Source organism: Pseudoxanthomonas broegbernensis (assembly GCF_014202435.1).
Lineage (GTDB): Bacteria > Pseudomonadota > Gammaproteobacteria > Xanthomonadales > Xanthomonadaceae > Pseudoxanthomonas > Pseudoxanthomonas broegbernensis.
In genome coordinates this window covers 315,944-336,708 of sequence record NZ_JACHGU010000001.1, presented here as the reverse complement: position 1 = coordinate 336,708, position 20,765 = coordinate 315,944, and the positions used below count along the sequence as shown (strand labels likewise).

Annotated in this window: 24 protein-coding genes and 1 tRNA gene; 6 read left to right on the top strand and 19 right to left on the bottom strand. The window is 70.9% G+C overall.

Going from position 1 to position 20,765, the window contains the following annotated elements:
- The first annotated feature begins 110 nt into the window (after positions 1-110).
- On the top strand, positions 111-1,013 hold the full coding sequence (locus HNR76_RS01460) for a hypothetical protein (RefSeq protein ID WP_162311306.1): 903 nt from the start codon (positions 111-113) through the stop codon (positions 1,011-1,013).
- Between the two features lie 251 nt (positions 1,014-1,264).
- On the opposite strand, the gene HNR76_RS01455 is transcribed toward HNR76_RS01460, so the two are convergent.
- The 3 genes from HNR76_RS01455 to rocF form a co-directional block, all read right to left on the bottom strand.
- A complete protein-coding gene (locus HNR76_RS01455; protein WP_162311307.1) occupies positions 1,265-1,480 on the bottom strand; it encodes a CsbD family protein in 216 nt (71 codons plus the stop codon).
- A 203-nt stretch (positions 1,481-1,683) separates the two neighbouring features.
- Positions 1,684-1,836, bottom strand: a complete 153-nt coding sequence (locus HNR76_RS01450; RefSeq protein ID WP_162311308.1) for an entericidin A/B family lipoprotein — start codon at positions 1,834-1,836, stop codon at positions 1,684-1,686.
- 102 nt (positions 1,837-1,938) lie between these two features.
- On the bottom strand, positions 1,939-2,862 hold the full coding sequence (gene rocF, locus HNR76_RS01445; protein ID WP_183982051.1) for an arginase: 924 nt from the start codon (positions 2,860-2,862) through the stop codon (positions 1,939-1,941).
- A gap of 273 nt (positions 2,863-3,135) precedes the next feature.
- On the opposite strand from rocF, the gene HNR76_RS01440 reads away from it, so the two are divergent.
- The gene (locus tag HNR76_RS01440; RefSeq protein ID WP_162311310.1) at positions 3,136-4,422 is read left to right on the top strand and encodes a sugar MFS transporter; all 1,287 of its coding nucleotides are present in this window, start codon (positions 3,136-3,138) and stop codon (positions 4,420-4,422) included.
- A 19-nt stretch (positions 4,423-4,441) separates the two neighbouring features.
- Here the strand turns inward: HNR76_RS01440 and HNR76_RS01435 are convergent, their stop codons facing one another.
- Positions 4,442-5,005: a PDDEXK family nuclease gene (locus tag HNR76_RS01435; RefSeq protein WP_162311311.1), complete on the bottom strand. Its 564-nt coding sequence runs from the start codon at positions 5,003-5,005 to the stop codon at positions 4,442-4,444.
- Positions 5,002-5,238, bottom strand: coding sequence for a helix-turn-helix domain-containing protein (locus HNR76_RS01430; RefSeq protein ID WP_162311312.1), 237 nt, complete (start codon positions 5,236-5,238; stop codon positions 5,002-5,004). The genes HNR76_RS01435 and HNR76_RS01430 overlap by 4 nt, the downstream gene beginning before the upstream one ends.
- Positions 5,239-5,296: 58 nt before the next feature.
- On the opposite strand from HNR76_RS01430, the gene HNR76_RS01425 reads away from it, so the two are divergent.
- Positions 5,297-6,271, top strand: a complete 975-nt coding sequence (locus tag HNR76_RS01425) for a DNA-methyltransferase (protein WP_183982049.1) — start codon at positions 5,297-5,299, stop codon at positions 6,269-6,271.
- Between the two features lie 182 nt (positions 6,272-6,453).
- Here HNR76_RS01425 and HNR76_RS01420 read toward each other — a convergent pair.
- The 4 genes from HNR76_RS01420 to HNR76_RS01405 all read right to left on the bottom strand — a co-directional run bounded on the left by HNR76_RS01420 (position 6,454) and on the right by HNR76_RS01405 (position 8,973).
- Positions 6,454-6,529 (bottom strand) — tRNA-Thr (locus HNR76_RS01420).
- Positions 6,530-6,543: 14 nt separating this feature from the next.
- On the bottom strand, positions 6,544-7,230 hold the full coding sequence (locus tag HNR76_RS01415; RefSeq protein WP_162311314.1) for an SPOR domain-containing protein: 687 nt from the start codon (positions 7,228-7,230) through the stop codon (positions 6,544-6,546).
- A gap of 28 nt (positions 7,231-7,258) precedes the next feature.
- Positions 7,259-7,999: a type III pantothenate kinase gene (locus HNR76_RS01410; protein WP_162311315.1), complete on the bottom strand. Its 741-nt coding sequence runs from the start codon at positions 7,997-7,999 to the stop codon at positions 7,259-7,261.
- A complete protein-coding gene (locus HNR76_RS01405; protein ID WP_162311316.1) occupies positions 7,996-8,973 on the bottom strand; it encodes a biotin--[acetyl-CoA-carboxylase] ligase in 978 nt (325 codons plus the stop codon). Before HNR76_RS01405 ends, HNR76_RS01410 begins: the two co-directional genes overlap by 4 nt.
- 140 nt (positions 8,974-9,113) lie before the next feature.
- Between HNR76_RS01405 and HNR76_RS01400 the strand changes: the two genes are divergently transcribed.
- Complete coding sequence (locus HNR76_RS01400; protein ID WP_162311317.1) at positions 9,114-9,395, top strand: hypothetical protein; 282 nt, start codon at positions 9,114-9,116, stop codon at positions 9,393-9,395.
- Positions 9,362-10,144, top strand: coding sequence for a M90 family metallopeptidase (locus HNR76_RS01395; RefSeq protein ID WP_162311388.1), 783 nt, complete (start codon positions 9,362-9,364; stop codon positions 10,142-10,144). Before HNR76_RS01400 ends, HNR76_RS01395 begins: the two co-directional genes overlap by 34 nt.
- Positions 10,145-10,252: 108 nt before the next feature.
- Here HNR76_RS01395 and ruvB read toward each other — a convergent pair whose 3' ends face one another.
- The 7 genes from ruvB to HNR76_RS01360 all read right to left on the bottom strand — a co-directional run bounded on the left by ruvB (position 10,253) and on the right by HNR76_RS01360 (position 16,851).
- Positions 10,253-11,275 carry a Holliday junction branch migration DNA helicase RuvB gene (gene ruvB, locus HNR76_RS01390; RefSeq protein ID WP_162311318.1) on the bottom strand — a complete coding sequence of 341 codons (1,023 nt, stop codon included), beginning with the start codon at positions 11,273-11,275 and terminating at the stop codon, positions 10,253-10,255.
- A gap of 132 nt (positions 11,276-11,407) precedes the next feature.
- Positions 11,408-13,294: a potassium transporter Kup gene (locus HNR76_RS01385; RefSeq protein WP_162311319.1), complete on the bottom strand. Its 1,887-nt coding sequence runs from the start codon at positions 13,292-13,294 to the stop codon at positions 11,408-11,410.
- An 83-nt stretch (positions 13,295-13,377) separates the two neighbouring features.
- Complete coding sequence (gene ruvA / locus HNR76_RS01380) at positions 13,378-13,965, bottom strand: Holliday junction branch migration protein RuvA (RefSeq protein ID WP_162311320.1); 588 nt, start codon at positions 13,963-13,965, stop codon at positions 13,378-13,380.
- 10 nt (positions 13,966-13,975) lie between these two features.
- Positions 13,976-14,500, bottom strand: a complete 525-nt coding sequence (gene ruvC / locus HNR76_RS01375; protein WP_162311389.1) for a crossover junction endodeoxyribonuclease RuvC — start codon at positions 14,498-14,500, stop codon at positions 13,976-13,978.
- 94 nt (positions 14,501-14,594) lie between these two features.
- Positions 14,595-15,320, bottom strand: coding sequence for a YebC/PmpR family DNA-binding transcriptional regulator (locus HNR76_RS01370; RefSeq protein ID WP_162311321.1), 726 nt, complete (start codon positions 15,318-15,320; stop codon positions 14,595-14,597).
- A 35-nt stretch (positions 15,321-15,355) separates the two neighbouring features.
- Positions 15,356-16,018: an esterase/lipase family protein gene (locus tag HNR76_RS01365; protein ID WP_162311322.1), complete on the bottom strand. Its 663-nt coding sequence runs from the start codon at positions 16,016-16,018 to the stop codon at positions 15,356-15,358.
- Positions 16,015-16,851 carry an AraC family transcriptional regulator gene (locus HNR76_RS01360; protein WP_162311323.1) on the bottom strand — a complete coding sequence of 279 codons (837 nt, stop codon included), beginning with the start codon at positions 16,849-16,851 and terminating at the stop codon, positions 16,015-16,017. The genes HNR76_RS01365 and HNR76_RS01360 overlap by 4 nt, the downstream gene beginning before the upstream one ends.
- A 118-nt stretch (positions 16,852-16,969) precedes the next feature.
- Between HNR76_RS01360 and HNR76_RS01355 the strand changes: the two genes are divergently transcribed.
- Positions 16,970-17,851, top strand: a complete 882-nt coding sequence (locus tag HNR76_RS01355) for an alpha/beta fold hydrolase (RefSeq protein ID WP_162311324.1) — start codon at positions 16,970-16,972, stop codon at positions 17,849-17,851.
- Positions 17,852-17,944: 93 nt separating this feature from the next.
- Here the strand turns inward: HNR76_RS01355 and HNR76_RS01350 are convergent, their stop codons facing one another.
- The 3 genes from HNR76_RS01350 to aspS are packed head-to-tail and all read right to left on the bottom strand — an operon-like array spanning position 17,945 to position 20,525.
- Positions 17,945-18,469: a GNAT family N-acetyltransferase gene (locus HNR76_RS01350; RefSeq protein WP_162311325.1), complete on the bottom strand. Its 525-nt coding sequence runs from the start codon at positions 18,467-18,469 to the stop codon at positions 17,945-17,947.
- Complete coding sequence (locus HNR76_RS01345; protein WP_162311326.1) at positions 18,466-18,771, bottom strand: DNA primase; 306 nt, start codon at positions 18,769-18,771, stop codon at positions 18,466-18,468. The genes HNR76_RS01350 and HNR76_RS01345 overlap by 4 nt, the downstream gene beginning before the upstream one ends.
- Positions 18,768-20,525, bottom strand: coding sequence for an aspartate--tRNA ligase (gene aspS, locus HNR76_RS01340; protein ID WP_162311327.1), 1,758 nt, complete (start codon positions 20,523-20,525; stop codon positions 18,768-18,770). The genes HNR76_RS01345 and aspS overlap by 4 nt, the downstream gene beginning before the upstream one ends.
- Positions 20,526-20,765 lie beyond the last annotated feature (240 nt).

Below are 20,765 nucleotides of genomic sequence, written 5' to 3'. Positions count from 1 at the left end.
GGCAGGGAGACCCGGCGATTCTAGCGTGATGGCCGCGGCCCCGGTCCGATGGCGACCCCAATGGCCCACCTGGCCCGTTCCCCCGTCCAGGCCCGACGCGGAGCGAGACCATGCACCTGCCATCCATCCTGTCCCGGCGCCCCTGGCGGGCGCTGCTTGCGTTTTCCCTGCTGGCGTTCCCGGCATTTCCCCCGGCGCTGGCATCGATGCCCAAGCCGCGCACGCCGCTGGTCGAGCTGGCGGTGATCGACCGCGACAGCGGCATGCCCTTGCCGCAGTACCGCCACCGCGGCCAGGCCTGGCTGCCCGGCGAGCCGGGCCGCCGCTACGCGCTGCGCCTGCGCAATCACGGCCCGCAGCGCGTGCTGGCCGTGGTGTCGGTGGACGGCGTCAACGTGGTCGACGGGCGCACCGCCGACCCGCGGCAGGCCGGCTACGTGCTCGGGCCATGGCAGACGCTGGAGATCGCCGGCTGGCGCAAGTCGCTCGAGGCGGTGGCCGGCTTCGTGTTCGTGGACCCGGCCGCCAGCTACGCGGCGCGTACCGGGCGCCCGGGCAACGTCGGCGTGATCGGCATCGCGGTGTTCCGCGAGCGGCCATTGCCCGCATCGCCCATCCCCCGGATCGCCGGTGCCGCGCCTTCGGCGCGCGCGACCGACGCGCACGCCGAAGCGGCGGCGGAAGCGGCATCGCCGGCGCAGGACCGGGCGCACGACTCCGGTGGCGCCTCATCGGGCCATCGCGCCACGCATGCGGACATGCGGCCCCGCCTGGGAACCGGCCACGGCAGCGTGGAGAGCGCCCCGGCCTACCGCACCGGCTTCGTCCGCGAGCCGGCACCGGCGCAACTGACCGAACTGCGCTACGACACCCGCCACGCCCTGCTGGCGCGCGGCATCGACATCGCGCCGCACGCGCCGCATCGGCCGCACCGCGACCCGGCCGAACCGCGCGCATTCCCCCATCATGGATTCGTGCCGGACCCGCCCTGCTGCAACGGGCCCAGACCGTGAGCGGGCGGACCCTCCCCGGAAAACTCCAGGGCGTTGCAGGAACCGGGCCAAGCCGGCGACCGCCCATGCCCGCGTGTCCACGCGCGCGGCTGCGCATGCGGTTACCGGCCGACCTTGCGTGGCGCCGGATACCGTCGCCGACTGAAGCCGGCGCTCAAGGAACCCGCACCGTCCATGAAAATGCCCGCCACTCCGGAGAATGGCGGGCCATCGATGCGCGGGGCACGGCGCGCGCAGTGCGCCCGACGGCATCAGTGGCGATAGCGCTCGTCGAGGCCGCGCTCGAACTCGGTGACCTCCTTCTCCGCGCGGTCGCGCTCCCAGCCGTAGCGTTCCTGCAGCTTTCCGGCCAGGTACTTGGCGTCGCCCGCGGCGACGTCGAAGACGTCATCGGTCAGATCGCCCCACTTGGCCTGGATCTGGCCCTTAAGCTGCTTCCAGTTGCCAGCAATGATGTCGCGGTTCATAGACTGCTCCTGCGTGTTGGGAAGGCGGCCATGCAGCGGCCGCACGCACAGTCTGCGCAGGGGTGCGTTGGGCCGGGGTCCAGCGCGCGTCAACGCGGTGTTAGCCGGCTGAACGCAAAGCGCGGGCGACAAGCGCCGGACAAAAAACGGGGCCGTTTCCGGCCCCGTGGTCGAACGTGCACATCCCTGCGCAAAAGCGACTTCTAGCACCTGCCGTCCTTGCAGTCCTGCGCCTTGTCCTCGAGCTTCTCGCCGACCTTCTGGACGTCCTGGCCGGCACCCTTCATGGTGTTGCAGGCGGGCAGCATGCCTGCGCAGAACAGGCTCAGCATGGACATGACGATGATGCGTTTCATGGTGGGCTCCTTGTGACGCGGGGGCCGCACGCAGCGGTGCGGCGGTGGCGCCAATCTCCACGGCGGGCCGTCGAACCGGCGTGAATTCGGCACCCGCCGCGTTCAGTCCCGCATCAGCGTCGACTTGCCGAACAGGCTCTCCACCAGGTCCACCGCCAGTTGCGCCGTGCGGTTGCGGTCGTCCAGCGCGGGGTTGAGCTCGACGATGTCCAGCGACCCCATGCGCCCGGTGTCGGCGATCATCTCCATCACCAGTTGCGCCTCGCGGTAGTCCGGCCCGCCCGGCACGGTGGTGCCCACGCCCGGCGCGATCCCCGGGTCGAGGAAATCCACGTCGAAGCTGACGTGCAGGTGGGTCGCATCGTCCACGCCGTCCAGCGCCTGCTCCATCACCCGGCGCATGCCGATCTCGTCGATGTAGCGCATGTCGTAGATGTCCAGGCCGTATTCCTTGACCAGGCGCTTCTCCTCCGCGTCGACCGAACGGATGCCGATCTGGCGGATCTGGTCCGGGCGCATGGCCGGGGCGTCGCCGCCCAGGCGGGTCAGCGCATCCGGACCCAGCCCGCACAGGCAGGCCACCGGCATGCCGTGTACGTTGCCCGAGGGCGTGACCGCACTGGTGTTGAAGTCGGCGTGCGCATCCAGCCACAGCACGCGCAGGCGCTTGCCGGTATCGCGGCAATGCCGGGCCGCCGCGGTGATCGAGCCGATCGCCAGGCAATGGTCGCCGCCGAGCATCACCGGCAGGCGCCCGTCGCGCAGCTCGCGCAGGCTGGCCTCCATCAGCATGCGGTTCCATTCCACCACCTGCCCCAGGTGGCGGTAGCCGGCGGCCGGCGGCTGCCAGGGGTTGGCCGGACCGGCCAGGTTGCCGCAGTCGCGCACATCGACGCCGCGCGCGGCCAGGGCCTGGCCGATGCCGGCGATGCGCAGCGCCTCCGGCCCCATCGAAGCGCCGCGGTGGCCGGCGCCGATGTCGGTGGGGACGCCGATGAGGGATATGGGTGGATGGCCTCGGATCATGGATGCAGCCCGCTCCCGCGCGATTGTTGGAAGATGCCGCCAGTCTAGCCATCCGCACGCGGGCCCCACGCCGCATCGCAGCAGCGGGGCGGCATCCGTATCTCCCACGCCCCGTCGCCGCTGCGTCGCAGCATTGCAAATGCGATATGCGAGGCGCCTGTCTCGTCATTGGTCGCGCGGGACGCCCGCCGCCTATGCTGCGGCCCGGTGGGATGGACGGGTACGCACGCGCGCCCGGCATCTCGTATCGACCGCTGCGGAGGGAACGCCCCGATGACAGGACCGGTGGAGCCCCTGGCTCCGGCTGCCGCGCGCGCGCGCGGCGTTTCCCATCGCGCGGCGCTGTCGCTGCTGGCCTCGCTGTTCTTCATGTGGGGCTTCATCACGGTCATCAACAACACCCTGCTGCCGCACCTGCGCAGCGTGTTCGACCTGACCTACACGCAGGCCACGCTGATCGAGTCGGTGTGGTTCATCGCCTACTTCGTCGCTTCCCTGCCCTCGGCCCGGCTGATCGAGCGGGTCGGCTACCAGCGCGCGCTGGTGATCGGCCTGGCCGTGATGGCGCTGGGCGCGCTGGGCATGATCCCGGCCGCGCGGCTGCCCTCCTACACCGTCACCCTGGTCTCGCTGTTCGTCATCGCCAGCGGCATCACCCTGCTGCAGGTGGCCGCCAATCCCTACGTGGCGGTGATCGGCTCGCCGGAGACGGCATCCTCGCGGCTGAACCTGGTGCAGGCGTTCAACTCGTTCGGCACCACTCTGGCGCCGTTGTTCGGCGGCTACCTCATCCTCGGCCGCTCGGCCTCCGGCACCGCCGCCGCCGACGCGGTGCTGTCCCCGGCCGAGCGCCTGGCCGATGCGCAGTCGGTGCAACTGCCCTACCTGATCGTGGCCGCGGTGCTGGTGCTGCTGGCCATCGTGATCGCCCGCTTCCGCCTGCCCGCGCTGGGCCAGGCCACCCGCCGCGCCAGCCGCGAGGAACGCGCGCGCCACTCGCTGTGGTCGCACCGCAACCTGGTGCTGGGCATCCCCGCCATCTTCATCTACCTCATCGCCGAGATCGGCGTGTCCAACCTGTTCATCAACTTCGTCTCCCAGCCGCACATCGGCGATCTCACCCATGCGCAGGCCTCGCACTACCTGTTCCTGCTGTGGGGCGGGATGATGGTCGGCCGCTTCGCCGGCAGCGTCCTGATGCGCACGATCGCGGCGGAGAAGGTGCTGGCCCTGTTCGCGGTGGGCGCGTTCGTGGCGATGGTCGCGACCGTGCTGGCCAGCGGCAAGCTGGCGATGTGGTCGCTGATCGCGGTGGGCCTGTTCCACTCGATCATGTTCCCGACCATCTTCACACTGGGCATCCGCGGGCTGGGCCCCCTCACCGAGGAAGGCGCCGGCCTGCTGGTGATGGCCATCGCCGGCGGCGCCCTGGTGGTGGTGCAGGGCTGGCTGGCCGACCGCTACGGCCTGCAGATGTCGTTCCTGCTGACCGCGGCCTGCGAGCTGTACGTGCTGTTCTACGCGCTGTGGGGTGCGCGGCCGTCGACGGGGGCGGCGTGAGAGGTTGCGGAATGCTTCCCTATGCCTCGTCAGGCCCGAAACCCGCGGCATCTGTTGGAGTCGGTTGTATGCGGCGCCGGGCCGATAGCTCAGGAGCCTGACCATAGATTAGGCGCCCATGTTCCATGACGTACTTGACTGGGATCTTTGGATTGTTGATGTCCTTGCCGCCATCCGCGTGCCACTTTTGCTCCCACTTCAGAAAATAGAACTCCAAGGCTGCGGACTCCAGGAGATACACGGCCTGGAGCGCGATATGCCGGTAGATGGCGAAGACCCAAGGCACCTGCCGGTACTTGGCGATGATGGCGGGGTTCATGTGGTGGTGAGTCGAGAAGCCCTTGGTCAATTCGATGTTCACCGATTTGAGCTCGTACTCGCGGCCGTCTGCGTCAATAGCGTCATTGCCCTCGCGACCAGGGATGATGCGCAGGCCAAGAAGAAGTAGCACCTGCAGCAGCTTGCCCCCGTTGTCCTGGAAAACATCGTCAATGCCATGCTCGGTCGCCAGCCTCTGATACTCCTCGACGGATGGCCAGACGGTTTGCAGGCGTCCGTAGTCGGCGTGCGGCTTCAGTGTCATTCCTTCGGTTCCTCCAGCAGTGACGCGGGAGAAACGCCCAGAGCGATTGCTAGCCGCTCGATGTTGTCTATGGAGATGTTCCTCTCACCCCGCTCCACCGAACCCACGTAGGTCCGATGCAGGCCCGCCGCATCGGCTAGCGCCTCTTGCGATAATCCGAGCCTCCCCCGCGCGACCCTTAGGTGCACGGCGAACCGCTGCCGTGCCTCAGAGAGCTTTAACTTCTTCTTCATGCAAGGGATAATTGAAGCATGATGACAATGAATCTACAGACGATGAGTAGCATGCGGCATGGGCGATGATTTCTCCCCGGCCTATTTCACTTGCAAGGGTGCGGCCTACATAGGCGACGCTCGCAAGCTCCTGGCCACGTTGCCCGACAACAGCGTCAACCTGGTAATGACCAGTCCTCCCTTCGCACTCCAGCGACAGAAGGAATACGGCAACCTCGACCAGCACGAGTACATCGACTGGTTCCTTGGGTTCGCGAAGCTGGTGCATCAAAAGTTGAAGGACGACGGCAGCTTCGTCGTCGACTTCGGCGGGGCTTACATGAAGGGGGTGCCGGCCCGGAGTCTCTACAACTTTCGTGTGATGATCCGAATCGTGGACGAACTGGGGTTCTTCCTCGCGGAAGACTTCTATTGGTTCAATCCGTCCAAGCTTCCGAGCCCGATCGAATGGGTGAACAAGCGCAAGATGCGCGTCAAGGACGCGATCAATACCGTCTGGTGGTTCAGCAAGACCGAGTGGCCCAAGTCGGACATCACCAGGGTCCTTGCCCCCTACAGCGACCGCATGAAGAAGCTGATCGAGGACCCAGACAAGTTCTACACTCCCAAGGTCCGTCCTTCGGGGCACGATATCGGCAAGGGCTTCGCGAAGGACAATGGCGGCGCGATCCCGCCCAACCTCTTACAGATTCCGAACTCCGAGTCCAATGGGCAGTACCTGTCCGGCTGCAAGGCCGTCGACCTCAAGGGGCACCCCGCACGCTTCCCCGCGAAACTGCCGGAGTTCTTCATTCGGATGCTGACGGACCCCGACGACCTCGTCGTGGACATCTTCGGCGGTTCCAACACCACCGGCCAAGTGGCAGAGGCGCAAGGGCGTCGGTGGATGGCGTTCGAGATCCTGCGCGAGTACGTGGGAACCTCAGCGTTCCGGTTCATCGACAAGGACACGACACCGAAGGTGATGAAGGATATCTATAAACGCATCATCTCTGGCGAATCTGTGGATTTAGACGAATACCGAAAGCAATAGCACTAAGGATCTAGAACCCCTGCGGAATTGTCTCGGATGCCGGAAACCGCATATGACCATGCCGGACCGCGCCGGGTATGTGCCGCTGCTCGGATTTCCGGTCAAGTATCGGGAGCAGCGCGGCCAGGCTCCGACCGAGGCCCATGAAGCGCAGCGCGGAAATCCGCCGACTGCAAGGGAACTGGTGCCGCTTGTCCGAATCGAACGGACGACCTACTGTTTACAAGACAGTTGCTCTACCAACTGAGCTAAAGCGGCATTGGCGCAGGATTCTAGCGCAGTGCCTGCACGGCGGTGGACGTGGCCGCGTCGCGCGGCAACAGGCATGCGGCCGTTTCCGTGCCTTCCACTTCCAGTCGCGCGCGCGCGGCATCGGCATCCACGCTGTCCACTTCCAGTTCCAGCCACCATTGCGATGACGCCGCCCGGCCCTGCGCGCGCAGGACGGCCGGGAAGCCGGCATCGCGCAGCGCCTGCAGGCGGCGCTGCGCGGCCTCCCGGCTGCGATAGCTGCCCAGCGCGATCGCATGGGTCTCCTCGCCCTGGCGGACGATGAGGTAGTCCTGGACGCCGGCGGCGGCGATCCGTCCGGCCAGCGCCTGCGCCTCGGCCAGGTCGTCCGCCGGCGGCAGCAGCACGCGATAGCCGGCCGCCTCGCCCGGCACTTCCTCCAGCACCATTCCATCCGCCAGGCCGGCGAGCGCGGCCTGCGCCGCCTGCGCGGCGACCAGCTCGGCGAAGGGGCCGGCGCGCAGGCACTGCCGCGCCCGGGAAGGTCCGGACGCGGCGAGCGGCGCGGCCGGCGCGCCGCCGGCCGGCGGCGGGACCAGGCGCAGTTCCAGGCCGCCCGCGTCCGAGGCCGGCACACGGTACGGCGGCGGCGAAGGACGCAGCAGCCACCAGGCGGCCACGCCCAGGTTCAGGGCCAGCAGGACGACGATCAGGGCACGTGCGAGCATGGCGGAAGGCCGTTGTGGAAGATCGATTCTAGGCATCCGGGTCCACGCTCGCCCACAGCGCCAATCCTTCCAGCACCAGCGCCGGATGCGCGCGTGCCTGCGGCAACAGCGGCTGCAACGCCGGCGCGCCGCCGCCGTGCAGCAGCAGCGCGGGCGCGCGCCCCAGCCGCGCCTGGCCCTCGCGCAGGGAACGCTCGATCAGCGCCACCGCCGCGCCGTCGCATCCGGAGGCCAGGGCGTCCTCGGTGTCGCCGGCGAACTCGCGATAGCCGCCACCGCTCGCCGGCAGTTGCGCCGCGCGCTGGTGCAGCGCCTGGCGCATCAGCGTCGGCGAGGCGGCGATGCGCCCGCCATGGTGGGTGCCGTCGGCGCCGAGCAGGTCGATGGTCAGCGCCGTGCCCACCCCCGCCACCAGGACGTCGCCGCCTACCGCGCGCGCGCCGAGCAAGGCCAGGAAGCGGTCCACGCCCAGCCGCTGCGGCTGCGCGTAGGCCACGCGCACGCCGGCGCACTCGGCCCGGCTCTCGGCCATGCGTACCTGTTCGAAGCGTTCGCGCAGCAGGGTCAGCAGTTGCAGGGTCAGCGCCGGTGCGGCGACGCTGGCCACCCAGGCGCGGCGGCCGCGCGGCAGCGGTCCCTGGCTGGCGTCGCCGGCGGCCAGCGCGTCGGCACCGTGCGGCCAGGCCAGGATCTGGCCGATGCCGCCGTCGGGCCGCCACGGCGCGGCCTTGAAGCGCGAGTTGCCCAGGTCGAACAGCCAGTCGCTCATTGCGGCCTCACGCTCACTTCGCCGGCATGAAACACCCGCTCTCCGCCCTCGCCGCTCCCGGCATCCACCCGCAGGGCGCCGTCGGCGGTGAGCCCGAGCACGCGGCCGCTGCAGGCCGCATGCCCGGCCATCACCCGGACTTCGCGCCCGGCCAGCGCGTCCAGGGCCGCGTAGCGCGGCAGGAACGGCGCCAGCCCGTCGCGGTCGAACCCGGCCAGGGCCGGGAGCAGCGCCGCCAGCACCGCGGCCGCGACCGCCTGCCGCGACGGCGGCGCACGCCCGCCCGACAGCCGCGCCAGGTCGGTCCATGGCTGGTCGATGTCCGCGCCCACCGTGGCCGGCAGGCGCACGTTGATGCCGATGCCCACCACCGCGTGCACCGGGCCGCCGTGTTCGCCGCCGCCTTCCACCAGCAGCCCGGCCAGCTTGCGGCCGCCGGCCACCAGGTCGTTGGGCCATTTCAGCCCGACCTGGGCGCAGCCCAGGCCGCGCAGCGCCTCGGCCACGGCCACGCCGGCCACCAGGCTCAGGCCGCCCAGGCGGGCCAGCCCCCCGTCGAAGCCGCGGCGCACCGACATGCATACCTGCGCCCCCAGCGGCGAGGCCCAGGCCCGGCCCAGGCGGCCGCGGCCGGCGGTCTGGCGCTCGGCCAGCAGCACGGACACGCCCGCAGGCGGCGGCCGGCGCAGCAGCTCGCTGTTGGTCGAGTCCAGGCTCCAGGCCACCTCCAGCGTGTCCTGGGGATCCAGCAGGCCGGCCGGCAGCGCGGCGCGCAGGCGCGCGGCCTCGAGCAGGTCGGGCGCATGCGCCAGGACGTAGCCCTGGCCCGGCCGGGCCAGGATCTCCACCCCGGCCGCGCGCAGCCCCCGGATCCGCTTCCAGACCGCGGCGCGGGTGATGCCCGCCGCGCGCGCCAGGGCATCGCCGGAGACGCCCCCGGCGCTCAGCCGGACCAGCAGTTCGCGATCGTCCAAATCCGCTCCTCGGCGCCGGTGGCCCCGGCTCCATGACGGCCGATTATCGCCCGTTCCCGGGCGGCGCCGGGACGGCGGCACATGCCGGCGATGCCCCGGCGCGTTATAGTCCGCGTTCCGCTCCAGTCCATGGACCGACGATGCGCTGCCTGGTCCCGCTGCTGCTGCTCGCCGCCCCGGCGCTGTGCTGGGCCGCCGACGGCGATCCCGACGCGGCCCCGAAGCGGGGCGCCTGCGTCTACGTGCGCCCCGCCGCCACGGCAGCCCCCGACCACGACGCCCCGCAGGCGCGGCCGGCCACGCCTGCGGTGGCCCGCAGCGTCCCCAAGCCGGCCAGCGGCGGCGGCGATGCGGAAGCGCCCATGGCGCCCCGCGCGCGCGGCCCGCGCTGGCACAGCTTCCTGCCGGGCATGTTCCGCTGATCGGCACGCTGTTCCGTTGGCTGCGGCCGCGCCCGCCCTGCATCGACGACGCCCTCTGGGAGCGCGCCAGCGCGCGCCTGCCCTGGGCCGCCGCGCTCGATCCGCCCCGGCGCGAGCGCCTGCGCCGGCTGGCGGCGCGCTTCCTCCACGAGAAGACCATCACCCCGCTGGCGGGCCTGGAACTGGCGTCCGAGCAGCGCGTGCTGCTGGCCGCGCTGTGCTGCCTGCCGCTGCTTGAATTCGGCCGGGCCGGCCTGCGCGGCTGGTCGCAACTGATCGTCTACCCGGAGGCCTTCCGCGTGCGCCGCAGCCACGTCGACGCCGCGGGCGTGCTGCACGAATGGGACGACGACCTGATCGGCGAGGCCTGGGACCACGGCCCGCTGATCCTGTCCTGGGCCGACGTGCAGGCCGACCTGGACGAGCCCGACGCCGGCTACTGCGTGGCGGTGCACGAGATGGCGCACAAGCTCGACGCGCTGGACGGCGAGCTGGATGGCACGCCCCCGCTGCCGGCGCGCTGGCAGCACGCGTGGGCGCGCGACTTCCAGCGCGCCTACGATGCCTTCCGCGCGCAGGTGGACGCCGGCCGCAAGACCGCCATCGACCCCTATGCGGCCGAGGCGCCGGAGGAATTCTTCGCAGTCGTCAGCGAATACCACTTCTCCGCCCCGGCGCTGCTGGAAGAGGAAATGCCGGCGGTGGCCGCGCACCTGGCGCGCTTCTACGGCCCGCCGCCTTCCCTGTAGGCGGCCTCCGGCGAGCGCCCTATCCCACGCCGATCCTGCCCGGCCCCGGTCGCCGACGGAAGCCGGCTCCTCCAGGCAAACGGGCGAAGCGGCCGCCAGCCCGCGACGTCAGAACAACTCGCCGGCCTCGCGCGCCGGGGCCTTGAGGCCCAGATGGCTGTAGGCCTTGGAGGTGGCCATGCGCCCGCGCGCGGTACGCACCAGGAAACCCTGCTGGATCAGGTAGGGCTCGATCACGTCCTCCAGGGTGCCGCGTTCCTCCGACAGCGAGGCGGCCAGCGATTCCACGCCCACCGGCCCGCCGTCGAAGTGCTCGACGATGATCCGCAGCATGCGCCGGTCCAGTTCGTCGAAGCCTTCCGGATCGACCTTGAGCATGCCCATCGCCGCCTGCGCCACGGCATGGTCGATGCGGCCGCCGGCCTTGACCTGGGCGTAGTCGCGCACCCGGCGCAGCAGGCGGTTGGCGATGCGCGGGGTGCCGCGCGCGCGCGTGGCGATCTCGCCGGCGCCCTCGGCCTGGCAGTCGATGCCCAGGATCCGCGCCGAGCGGCGCACGATCCGGGTCAGTTCCTCGGGGGTGTAGAACTCCAGCCGCTGGACGATGCCGAAGCGGTCGCGCAGCGGCGCGGTCAGCAGGCCGGCACGGGTGGTGGCGCCGATCAGGGTGAACGGCGGCAGGTCCAGCTTGATCGAGCGCGCGGCCGGGCCCTCGCCGATCATGATGTCGATCTGGAAGTCCTCCATCGCCGGGTACAGCACTTCCTCGACCACCGGCGAGAGGCGATGGATCTCGTCGATGAACAGCACGTCGTGCGGCTGCAGGTTGGTCAGCAGCGCGGCCAGGTCGCCGGCCTTCTCGATCACCGGGCCGGAGGTGACTCGCAGGTTCACCCCCAGCTCGTTGGCGATGACGTGGCTCAGCGTGGTCTTGCCCAGCCCCGGCGGGCCGAAGATCAGCACGTGGTCCAGCGCCTCGCCGCGGCGGCGGGCGGCCTCGATGTAGATGCCCAGTTGCTCGCGCACCGGTTGCTGGCCCAGGTATTCGTCCAGCCGCTGCGGGCGGATCGAGGATTCGGCGGCCTCGTCCTCGTGGGTGACGCCGGCGGTGATGATGCGCTGCTCGCTCATGCGGCCATGTTCGCACGGCCGGCGGCTTCGCGGCGCCGCGCCAGGGGGGCCGCGGGGCCGCCGCCGCGCCGGCGGTGGCCGGCCATTCCCTCGGGAATCCATGCGCTTTCGCCGGGGCGTGGCCGGCGGGCGCTAGATCTCCACCTGCGAGCCCAGCTCCACCAGGCGGTTGCCGGGAATGCGGAAGAACCCGGTGGCCGGCGCCGCGTTGCGGTGCATGACCGCGAACAGCTTGTCGCGCCAGATCGGCATGCCCCGGCGCGCACTGGACACCACCGTCTCGCGGCTGGCGAAGTAGGTGGTGTCCATCGGGTCGAACGACACCCCGGCATCGCAGGCGCGCATCAGCGCCAACGGCACGTCCGGGACCTCCATGAAGCCGAAGCGCACCACCATGCGGTAGAAGTCGTCGCCGATCTGGTCCATGCGCAGCCGCTGCGCCGCCGGCGCGACCGGCACCGGCAGCGTCTCCACGGTCAGGAACACATTGCGTTCGTGCAGCACCTTGTTGTGCTTGAGGTTGTGCAGCAGCGCATGCGGCACCACCGCGACGTCGGCGGTGAGGAACACCGCCGTGCCCGGCACGCGCGCCGGCGGCGCCAGCATCAGCCCGGGCAGGAAGGTGTCGGCGCGGATGCCGTCCTTGCGGATTTCCTCGCCCAACAGCTCGCGGCCGCGCCGCCAGGTGCGCATCAGGGTGAACAGCACGATGCCCAGCACCACCGGGAACCAGGCGCCCTGCAGCAGCTTGGCGCCGTTGGCCACCACGAAGGCGACGTCGATGAGGATGAACACCACGCACAGCGGCAGCACCCAGCCGCGCCGGCCCGGCCACAGCGCGCGCGCCACCAGGGCCAGCAGCACGGTGTCGATCAGCATCGTGGCCGACACCGAGATGCCATAGGCCACCGCCAGGTTGGAGGAACTGCGGAACACCAGCACCAGGCCGATGACCATCACCGCCAGCAGCCAGTTGATGCCGGGGATGTAGATCTGGCCGATGGTGTCGCGCGAGGTGTGCTTGATCCGCATGCGCGGGATGTAGCCCAGTTGCATGGCCTGACGCGATACCGAGAACGCGCCGGTGATGACCGCCTGCGAGGCGATCACCGCGGCCAGGGTGGCCAGCACGATCATCGGGTACAGCGCCCAGCCCGGCACCGATTCGTAGAACGGGTTGCGCACCAGTTCCGGGTGCTCCAGCACCAGCGCGCCCTGCCCCAGGTAGTTCAGCACCAGGCACGGCAGCACGAAGAAGTACCAGGCGTGGCGGATGGGCGGGGCGCCGAAGTGGCCCATGTCCGCGTACAGCGCCTCGCCGCCGGTGACCGCCAGCACCACCGCGCCGAGGATGAACACCCCGTGCCAGCCGTGCTCCATGAAGAACAGCGCACCCCACCACGGGTTGAACGCCTTGAGCACCTCCGGCGACTGGACGATGTTCCAGGTGCCGATGGCCGCCAGTGCCAGGAACCACAGCGTGGTGATCGGCCCGAACACCTTGCCCACCTTCTCGGTGCCCAGGCGCTGGGCCATGAACACCAGCAGCAGCACCGCCACGGTGATGGGCACGATGAAGTGGTGCAGGCCCGGCGCGGCGATCTCCAGCCCCTCGATCGCGCCCAGCACCGAGATGGCCGGGGTGATCACCCCGTCGCCGAAGAACAGCGAGGCGCCGAAGATGCCGGCAATGCCCACCACGTAGGCCGAGCGCGAGCCGTTGCGCAGGGTGCGCTGGGCCAGCGCCATCAGCGCCATGATCCCGCCCTCGCCCTCGTTGTCGGCGCGCATGATGATGGTCACGTACTTGAGCGTGACCACGATCATCAGCGACCAGAACGCCAGCGACAGCACGCCCAGGACGGTGTCGTGGTCGCTGTCCAGGCCGTAGTGCGGCGAGAACGCTTCCTTGAGCGTGTACAGCGGGCTGGTGCCGATGTCGCCGAAGACCACGCCGATGGCGCCGATCGCCAGGGCCAGGCCGGCGCCCTTGCCGCCGTGCCCGGGGCGCCGGCGCATGTCGGGATCGGGCACGGGAGAAGGAGTGGAGGGCATGGGCTGGCCTGGCGCGGTCCGGTGCGGGATGGGGGTGGGCGGGCGCGTCAGCGCAGCGCCGACTGCAGCGCCTTGCGGATGATCGCGGCCGCGTCGTCGCCGGGCGCGCCGGCCTCGCGCGCCATGCGCACCGCCTCGGCCGGCTTGTAGCCCAGTTGCTGCAGCGCGGTGACCGCATCGGACTGCGGGTCGGCGGCCGTGGCGGGCATGCCGGCCGCGGGCCCGCCGGCCAGGCTGGCGGCGCGGTCGCGCAATTCGACCAGGATGCGCTCGGCGGTCTTCTTGCCGATGCCGGGGATGCGGGTGAGCGCGGTGACGTCGCCGGCCTGAACCAGCCGCGCGAACTCCTCCACGCTCACGCCGGATAGGATGGCCAGGGCGATCTTCGCGCCGATGCCGCTGACCCGCTGCACGTCGCGGAACAGGCGCCGCTCGGCCTCGCGCAGGAAGCCGTACAGCGCCACGCTGTCCTCCTTGTGCGCATAGTGGGTGAACAACGCCACCTCGCGCCCCAGCTCGGGCAGGTCGTAGAACGTGCTCATGGGCGCCTCCAGCTCGTAGCCGATGCCGCCCACGTCCACCACCAGCCAAGGCGGCTGCTTGTGCGCGAGGATGCCGCGCAGGCGACCGATCATGTCGTGCTCCTCATTTCCTGCTCCAGGCCATGCGCGCGTCCACGCCCAGCCGCTGCGCGGTGGCGCGCACGTGGGCGTGGGTCAGGGCGATGGCCAGGGCGTCGGCGGCGTCGGCCTGCAACTTGCCCGACAGGCCGAGCATGGCCGCCACCATGTGCTGGATCTGCGCCTTCTCCGCGCCGCCGCTGCCGACCACCGCCAGCTTCACCTCGCGCGCGGCATACTCGCTCACCGGCAGGTCGCGCAGCACCACCGCGCAAATCGCCGCGCCGCGCGCCTGGCCCAGCTTGAGCGCCGAGGCGGCGCTGCGGCCGACGAACACCTGCTCGATGGCCACCTCGTCCGGCGCGTACTCGTCGATCAGCCGCGACAGCCCGTCCAGCAGGCGGCGCAGGCGCAGGGCGAAGCCGCCCTCGCCCAGCAGCAGCAGCGGCTGGTGGTGGACGTGGCGCGCGCGGCCGCCGGCGTCCACGTCGATGATGCCCACGCCGGTGCGCTGCGACCCCGGGTCGATGCCGAGGATGCGGACCGCCACCGGCGCCGCCGGCGCGCGCGTGGCGCTCACGCCGGCTCCGGGAAACGGGTCCGGGCCATGCGTGCCGGCGCTTCGCTCCCGGGCCGGCGCACGTTCAGTCCTCGCCGCCCGGCTCGGCGTTGGAATAGACGTTCTGCACGTCGTCCAGGTCTTCCAGCATGCCCAGCAGCTTGCGCACCTGCTGGGCGGTCTCGCCGGACACGGCGATGTCGTTGTCGGCGCGGAAGGTCACCTCGGCGTAGCCCGGGGCCAGGCCGGCGGCCTCCATCGCCTGCTTGACCGCCTCGAAGCTCTCCGGCGCGGTGACCACGTCGATGGCGCCGTCCTCGGAGTACACGACCACGTCGTCGGCGCCGCCCTCGATCGCCGCTTCGGTGATCCGCTCCTCGTCCGCGCCGCCCTCGTAGCTGAGCACGCCCAGGCGCTTGAACATGAAGGCCACCGAGCCCTCGGTGCCCATGTTGCCGCCGCACTTGGAGAAGGCATGGCGCACGTCGGCCACGGTGCGCACGCGGTTGTCGGTGAGGCAGTCCACGATCACCGCCACGCCGCCGGGGGCGTAGCCCTCGTAGCGCACTTCCTCGTACTCCACGCCTTCCAGCTCGCCGGTGGCCTTCTTGATCGCGCGCTCGATCACGTCCTTGGACATGTTCGACGCCAGCGCCTTGTCCATCGCCGCGCGCAGGCGCGGGTTGTTGGCCGGGTCGCCGCCGCCGCCGCGGGCGGCCACGCCGATTTCCCGGATCAGCTTGGTGAAGACCTTGCCGCGCTTGGCGTCGCTGGCGTTCTTGCGGGCTTCGATCGAGGGACCACGACCCATGTGCCACCACACTGCATTGAAGAGCGAAGGCGCGATTATAGCGGCCGCCGCGCGGATGGCCCCGCGGCATCGTCCAGGAAGGCGCCGTCGCGCAGGAACGCGGCGGCCTGCCGCGCGGCGGCGGCGGAAAACACCAGCCCGGTATGGCTGGCGTGCACCAGGCAATGGGCCGCCAGCCCGGGCAGGCGCGTCTCGGCCACCGCCACGGTGCCGTCCGAGGGCGCGTCCAGACGCGCGAGCAGGCGGCCGACGCCGTGGGCCACGTCGCCGGCCACCATGCCCACCGGCACGCGCCCGTCCCACGCGCGGCAACCGCCGCGCAGCAGGCAGGCGCTGCGGCCCAGCACCCAGCCCAGGCGGGGACGGGCGGCCAGCGCGCGCGCGGTACCGCTGCCGCGCAACGGCGAGCCCAGGCAGACCATGCGCTCCACCGGCAGTTCCGGCGCGCGGCGCAGCGCTTCCAGCCCCAGCATCCCGCCCAGGCTGTGCCCGATCAGGTACGCGGGCCCGCCCGCGCGCAGGCGGCGGACGAGGGACTCGATCGCCGCCTCCGGCCCGCCGAGGATGCTGGGGTAGCCGAAGCCTTCCACCGCGAAACCGGCGCGCCGCAGGCGCCAGGCCAGCGGCGCCAGCCAGGACCTGGCGTTCCACAGGCCGTGGACCAGCACCACCCGCGGCGTGTCGCCGGGCCGGCTCATTCCGCCGCCGCGGCCGCGTCCTGCTGCTTCCATGCGCGCGGCGACAGCCCGCAGTGGGCCTTGAACGCACGCGACAGCGCCGCCTCGCTGCCGTATCCGATCTCGGCGGCGACGACCTTCAACGGCCGTCCCTGGCGCAGCGCGCGCTGCGCCAGCCCCACCCGCCAGCCTTGCAGGTAATGGCCCGGGGTGAGCCCCACCCGCTCGCGGAAGGCGCTGGCGAACACGCTGCGCGACATGCCGGCCGCCGCGGCCAGGTCCTCCAGCGTCCATTCACGCGCCGGCGACTCGTGCATGGCCACCATCGCGTGGCGCAGCCGTGGATGCGACAGCCCGGCCAGCATCCCGCCGCGCAGTTCGCCGCGTTCCATCAACTGGCGCAGCACCTGGATCATCACCACCTCGAACAGGCGGTCGACCATGGCCTGGCGGCCGCAGTTGCGCGCGAACGCCTCCTCGAACAGCAGCGCCAGCACCGGCCCGGTGCCGTGCAGCGCCTCCAGCGGCAGGCAGACGAAGGCCGGCAGCGCCGCCGCCACCGGGTTCTGCGCGCCGCCCTCGAAGCGCAGGTTGGCGCAGGCCATGTCCGCGCCGCGCTCCGGGTCGGTGGCGAAGCGATGGGTCAGCGGCCGCGGGTACAGCAACAGGCTGGGCCGGTCGACGCATACCGTCTCCCCGCCATGGAAGACCTCCACCGGGCCGCGCTGCACCAGGTGCAGTTGGCCCAGTTCGCGCTCGCCTTCGAGCGTGTTGATGCCGCACAGCGGGCCGGCGTGGAACACCTGCGCGCTTACCGGGAAGCGCTCCAGCAGGACCGCCAGGCGATCGACCATTCCGTACTCCCGATCAATTTTTCAGGATTCTACATCCCGCCAAGTACGCGCCAGAAGCGCAAAGTACGTCCTGCCCGCCGGGCATTCCCTCCCCCAACGACCTTCCGGAGACATCCCCATGTCCATCGACGCCACCCCCGCTTCCGCCGCCGCCCGCGCCACCGCGCAGGGCAGCTACGTCACCACCGCCGACGGCGTGCAGCTCTACTTCAAGGACTGGGGCCCGAAGGACGGGCAGGTGGTGACCTTCAGCCACGGCTGGCCGCTGAACTCGGACAGTTGGGAATCGCAGATGCTGTTCCTGGCTTCCAAGGGCTACCGCGTGGTTGCCCACGACCGCCGCGGCCATGGCCGCTCCAGCCAGCCCTGGGACGGCCACGACATGGACCACTATGCCGACGACCTGGCCGCGGTGATCCAGGCGCTGGACCTGAAGGACGTCGTCCTGGTGGGCTTTTCCACCGGCGGCGGCGAGGTCGCGCGCTACATCGGCCGCCACGGCACCGCGCGGGTGAGGAAGGCCGTGCTGGTGGCCGCGGTGCCGCCGCTGATGCTGAAGACCGCCGACAACCCGGGCGGGCTGCCGATCGAGGCCTTCGACGACATCCGCAAGGGCTCGCTGGACAACCGCTCGCAACTGTACCTGGACATCGCCTCCGGCCCGTTCTTCGGCTTCAACCGGCCCGGCGCCACGCCCAGCCAGGGCCTGATCCAGTCGTTCTGGGTACAGGGCATGCAGGCCGGGCACAAGGCCACCTACGACTCGATCGCCGCGTTCTCGGCCACCGATTTCCGCGGCGACCTGGCCAGGTTCGACGTGCCGACCCTGGTGATCCATGGCGACGACGACCAGATCGTGCCGATCGACGCGTCGGCACGCGCCTCGGCCGCGCTGGTGAAGGGCGCCGAGCTGATCGTGTATCCCGGCGCGCCGCACGGCCTGAGCGACACGCACAAGGACCGGCTCAACCAGGACCTGCTGGAGTTCCTGCGGAAGTGATGCGGGCGCGGGCGCGCCCCTGGGGCGCGCCGCAAAAGGAAAACGGCCGCTGCGAAGCGGCCGTTCTTCCGTCCACGCCCGGCAGGCACGGCATCAGCCGCCGCCGGCTGGCCGACGCAGGACGAACTCCAGGTCGCGCACCCGCCCGACCGGGAATTCGTAGCTGCCGACCCGCTCGAACCCGTGGCGCGCATAGAACCGTTGGGCGCCGAGGTTCTGCGACCAGACTCCGACCCACAGCGCGCGCGGACCGTCACGCAGCAGCCAGCGCTCGGCCTCGTCGAACAGCTTGCCGCCCCAGCCGCCATTCTGGTGGCCGGCCAGCACGTACAGGCGCTTGAGCTCGCCATCGCCCCGGGCCACGTCCGCATGCGGCAGGCCACAGGGGCCGGCCGCGGCGTGGCCGACGGCCGTATGGCCCTCTTCCAGCAGCCACACCGCGTAGTCGGGATGGCCCAGGATCGTCGCCTGCCGGGCGACGGTGTAGGTGCCGGCCAGGAAGGCCTCCAGGTCCTCGGCCGGATAGAGGTGGCCAAAGGTCTCGGTGAAGGTGCGCGCGGCCAGCGCCGACAGGGTCGCCGCATCGGCCGGCCCGGCGCGGCGGATGCGCAGGCTCACGCGTCCTCGTCTTCTTCGGCGTCCTCGCCCGCTTCCTCTTCGAGGCCGTCCTCATCCTCCTCGTATTCGTCGTCCTCGTCCTCGTCCTCTTCTTCCTCGTATTCGTAGTCGTCCTCGCCGAAGTCCTCGCCGTCCCAGCGGCCCTGGCCATCGGGAACGAAGGCCAGGGCCATCGACGCCGGCGAGCCGCCCACCCGCACCAGCCAGCCGCCGAACACGCGGGCGCGCTCGGTCACCAGCCCGACCTCGGCGCCTTCGTTGTCCAGCCTTTCCCACTGCAAAGCGAACGCGGGCCCGGTCATTCGGACGCTCCGTCCGCCCGTACGCGCACGTGCACCTCGGCCAGTTGCGCTTCGGGAATCGGCGAGGGCGCGCCGGTCATCAGGCACTGCGCGGTGGTGGTCTTGGGGAACGCGATCACGTCGCGGATCGACTCGGTGCCGGCCATCAGCGCGGCGATGCGGTCGATGCCGAAGGCGATGCCGCCGTGCGGCGGGGCGCCGTACTTGAGCGCGTCGAGCAGGAAGCCGAACTTGGCCTGCGCCTCCTCCGCGCCGATGCCCAGCAGCTCGAACACCGCGCTCTGCATCTCCGGGCGATGGATGCGGATCGAGCCGCCGCCGATCTCGTTGCCGTTGAGCACCATGTCGTAGCCGCGCGACACCGCGGTCCTGGCATGGGCGCGCAGCTCGGCGATGTCGTTCACCGCCGGGGCGGTGAACGGATGATGCAGGGCCACGTAGCGCTGCGCCTCCTCGTCCCATTCGAACATGGGGAAGTCGGTGACCCACAGCGGCTTCCAGCCCTCGGCGACCAGGCCGAAGTCGCGGCCGGCCTTCAGCCGCAGCGCGCCCATGAAGTCGCAGACCCTGCCGTAGGCGCCGGCGCCGAAGAACACGATGTCGCCGTTGCCCGCGCCCACGTCGGCGATCAGCGCGGCGAACGCGGCCTCGTCGAAGAACTTGGCGATCGGCGAACTGACGCTTCCGGCCGCGTCGATCTTGATGTAGGCCAGGCCCTTGGCGCCGAACTTGGCCGCGTGCGCGGCGTACTCGTCGATCTGCTTGCGCGACAGCGCCGCGCCGCCGGGGATGCGCAGCGCGGCCACGCGGCCGTCCGGATCGTTGGCCGCGCCGGAGAACACGGCGAAGCCGCTGTCCTTGACCCGCTCGGCCACGTCCACCAGCTCCAGGCCGATGCGCAGGTCGGGCTTGTCCGAACCGTAGCGGCGCATGGCCTCGGCCCAGGTCATGCGCGGGAACGGCGCGCCCAGGTCGGCGCCGACCACTTCCGCGAACACCGCGCGGATCATCGCCTCGACGAAGTCCTGCACGTCGCGCTCGCGCACGAAGGCGAACTCCATGTCCAACTGGGTGAACTCGAGCTGGCGGTCGGCGCGCAGGGCCTCGTCGCGGAAGCAGCGCGCGATCTGGTAGTAGCGGTCGAAGCCGGCCACCATCAGGATCTGCTTGAACAACTGCGGGCTCTGCGGCAGCGCGTAGAACTCGCCGGGGTGCATGCGCGCGGGCACCAGGAAGTCGCGCGCGCCCTCGGGCGTGGCCTTGGTCAGGATCGGGGTCTCGATGTCCTGGAAGCCGGCCGCGTCCAGGTGCCGGCGCAGCGCCTGCACCAGCTTGATGCGGGTGCGCTGCATGCGCTGCATCTCCGGGCGGCGCAGGTCCAGGTAGCGGTACTTCAGGCGGGTTTCCTCGCCCGGGTTCTCGTGCGCGTGGAACGGCAGCGGCGCGGCCTTGTTGAGCACGGTGATGCGGGTGGCGATCACCTCCACCCGCCCGCTGCGGATCTTCTCGTTGACCGCCTCGCGCGCGCGGACCGTGCCCTCGACCTGGAGCACGTCCTCGTAGCCCAGCGAGGCGGCCACCGCGAAGACCTCGGCGTTGGAGGGCTCGACGGTGACCTGGACGATGCCCTCGTGGTCGCGCAGGTCGATGAAGCACACCCCGCCCAGGTTGCGGGCCACGTCGGTCCAGCCGGCGAGGGTGACGGTCTGGCCGATCGACGACTCGTCGATCAGGCCGCAGAAATGGGTACGCATGAAGGCTCCGCGAGAGGGGACGCGCGCCCGGATCGGGGCGACGGCGCGAATTTTAACCCGGCGCCGGAGCGCTGCGGCATGGCCGGCGCGGGAGCCGCGGGCGCGGGCGGCCGGGCCTGGAAATACATTTCGTTCAGGCAAGGCCCGGCAGTTTGTCCGCCGGTCACGACGGAGAGGGCGTAACCATGATCGATCGGCAGCGCGGCGGGCACGCGGCACGGCGGCAATCCCCGGCCAGGA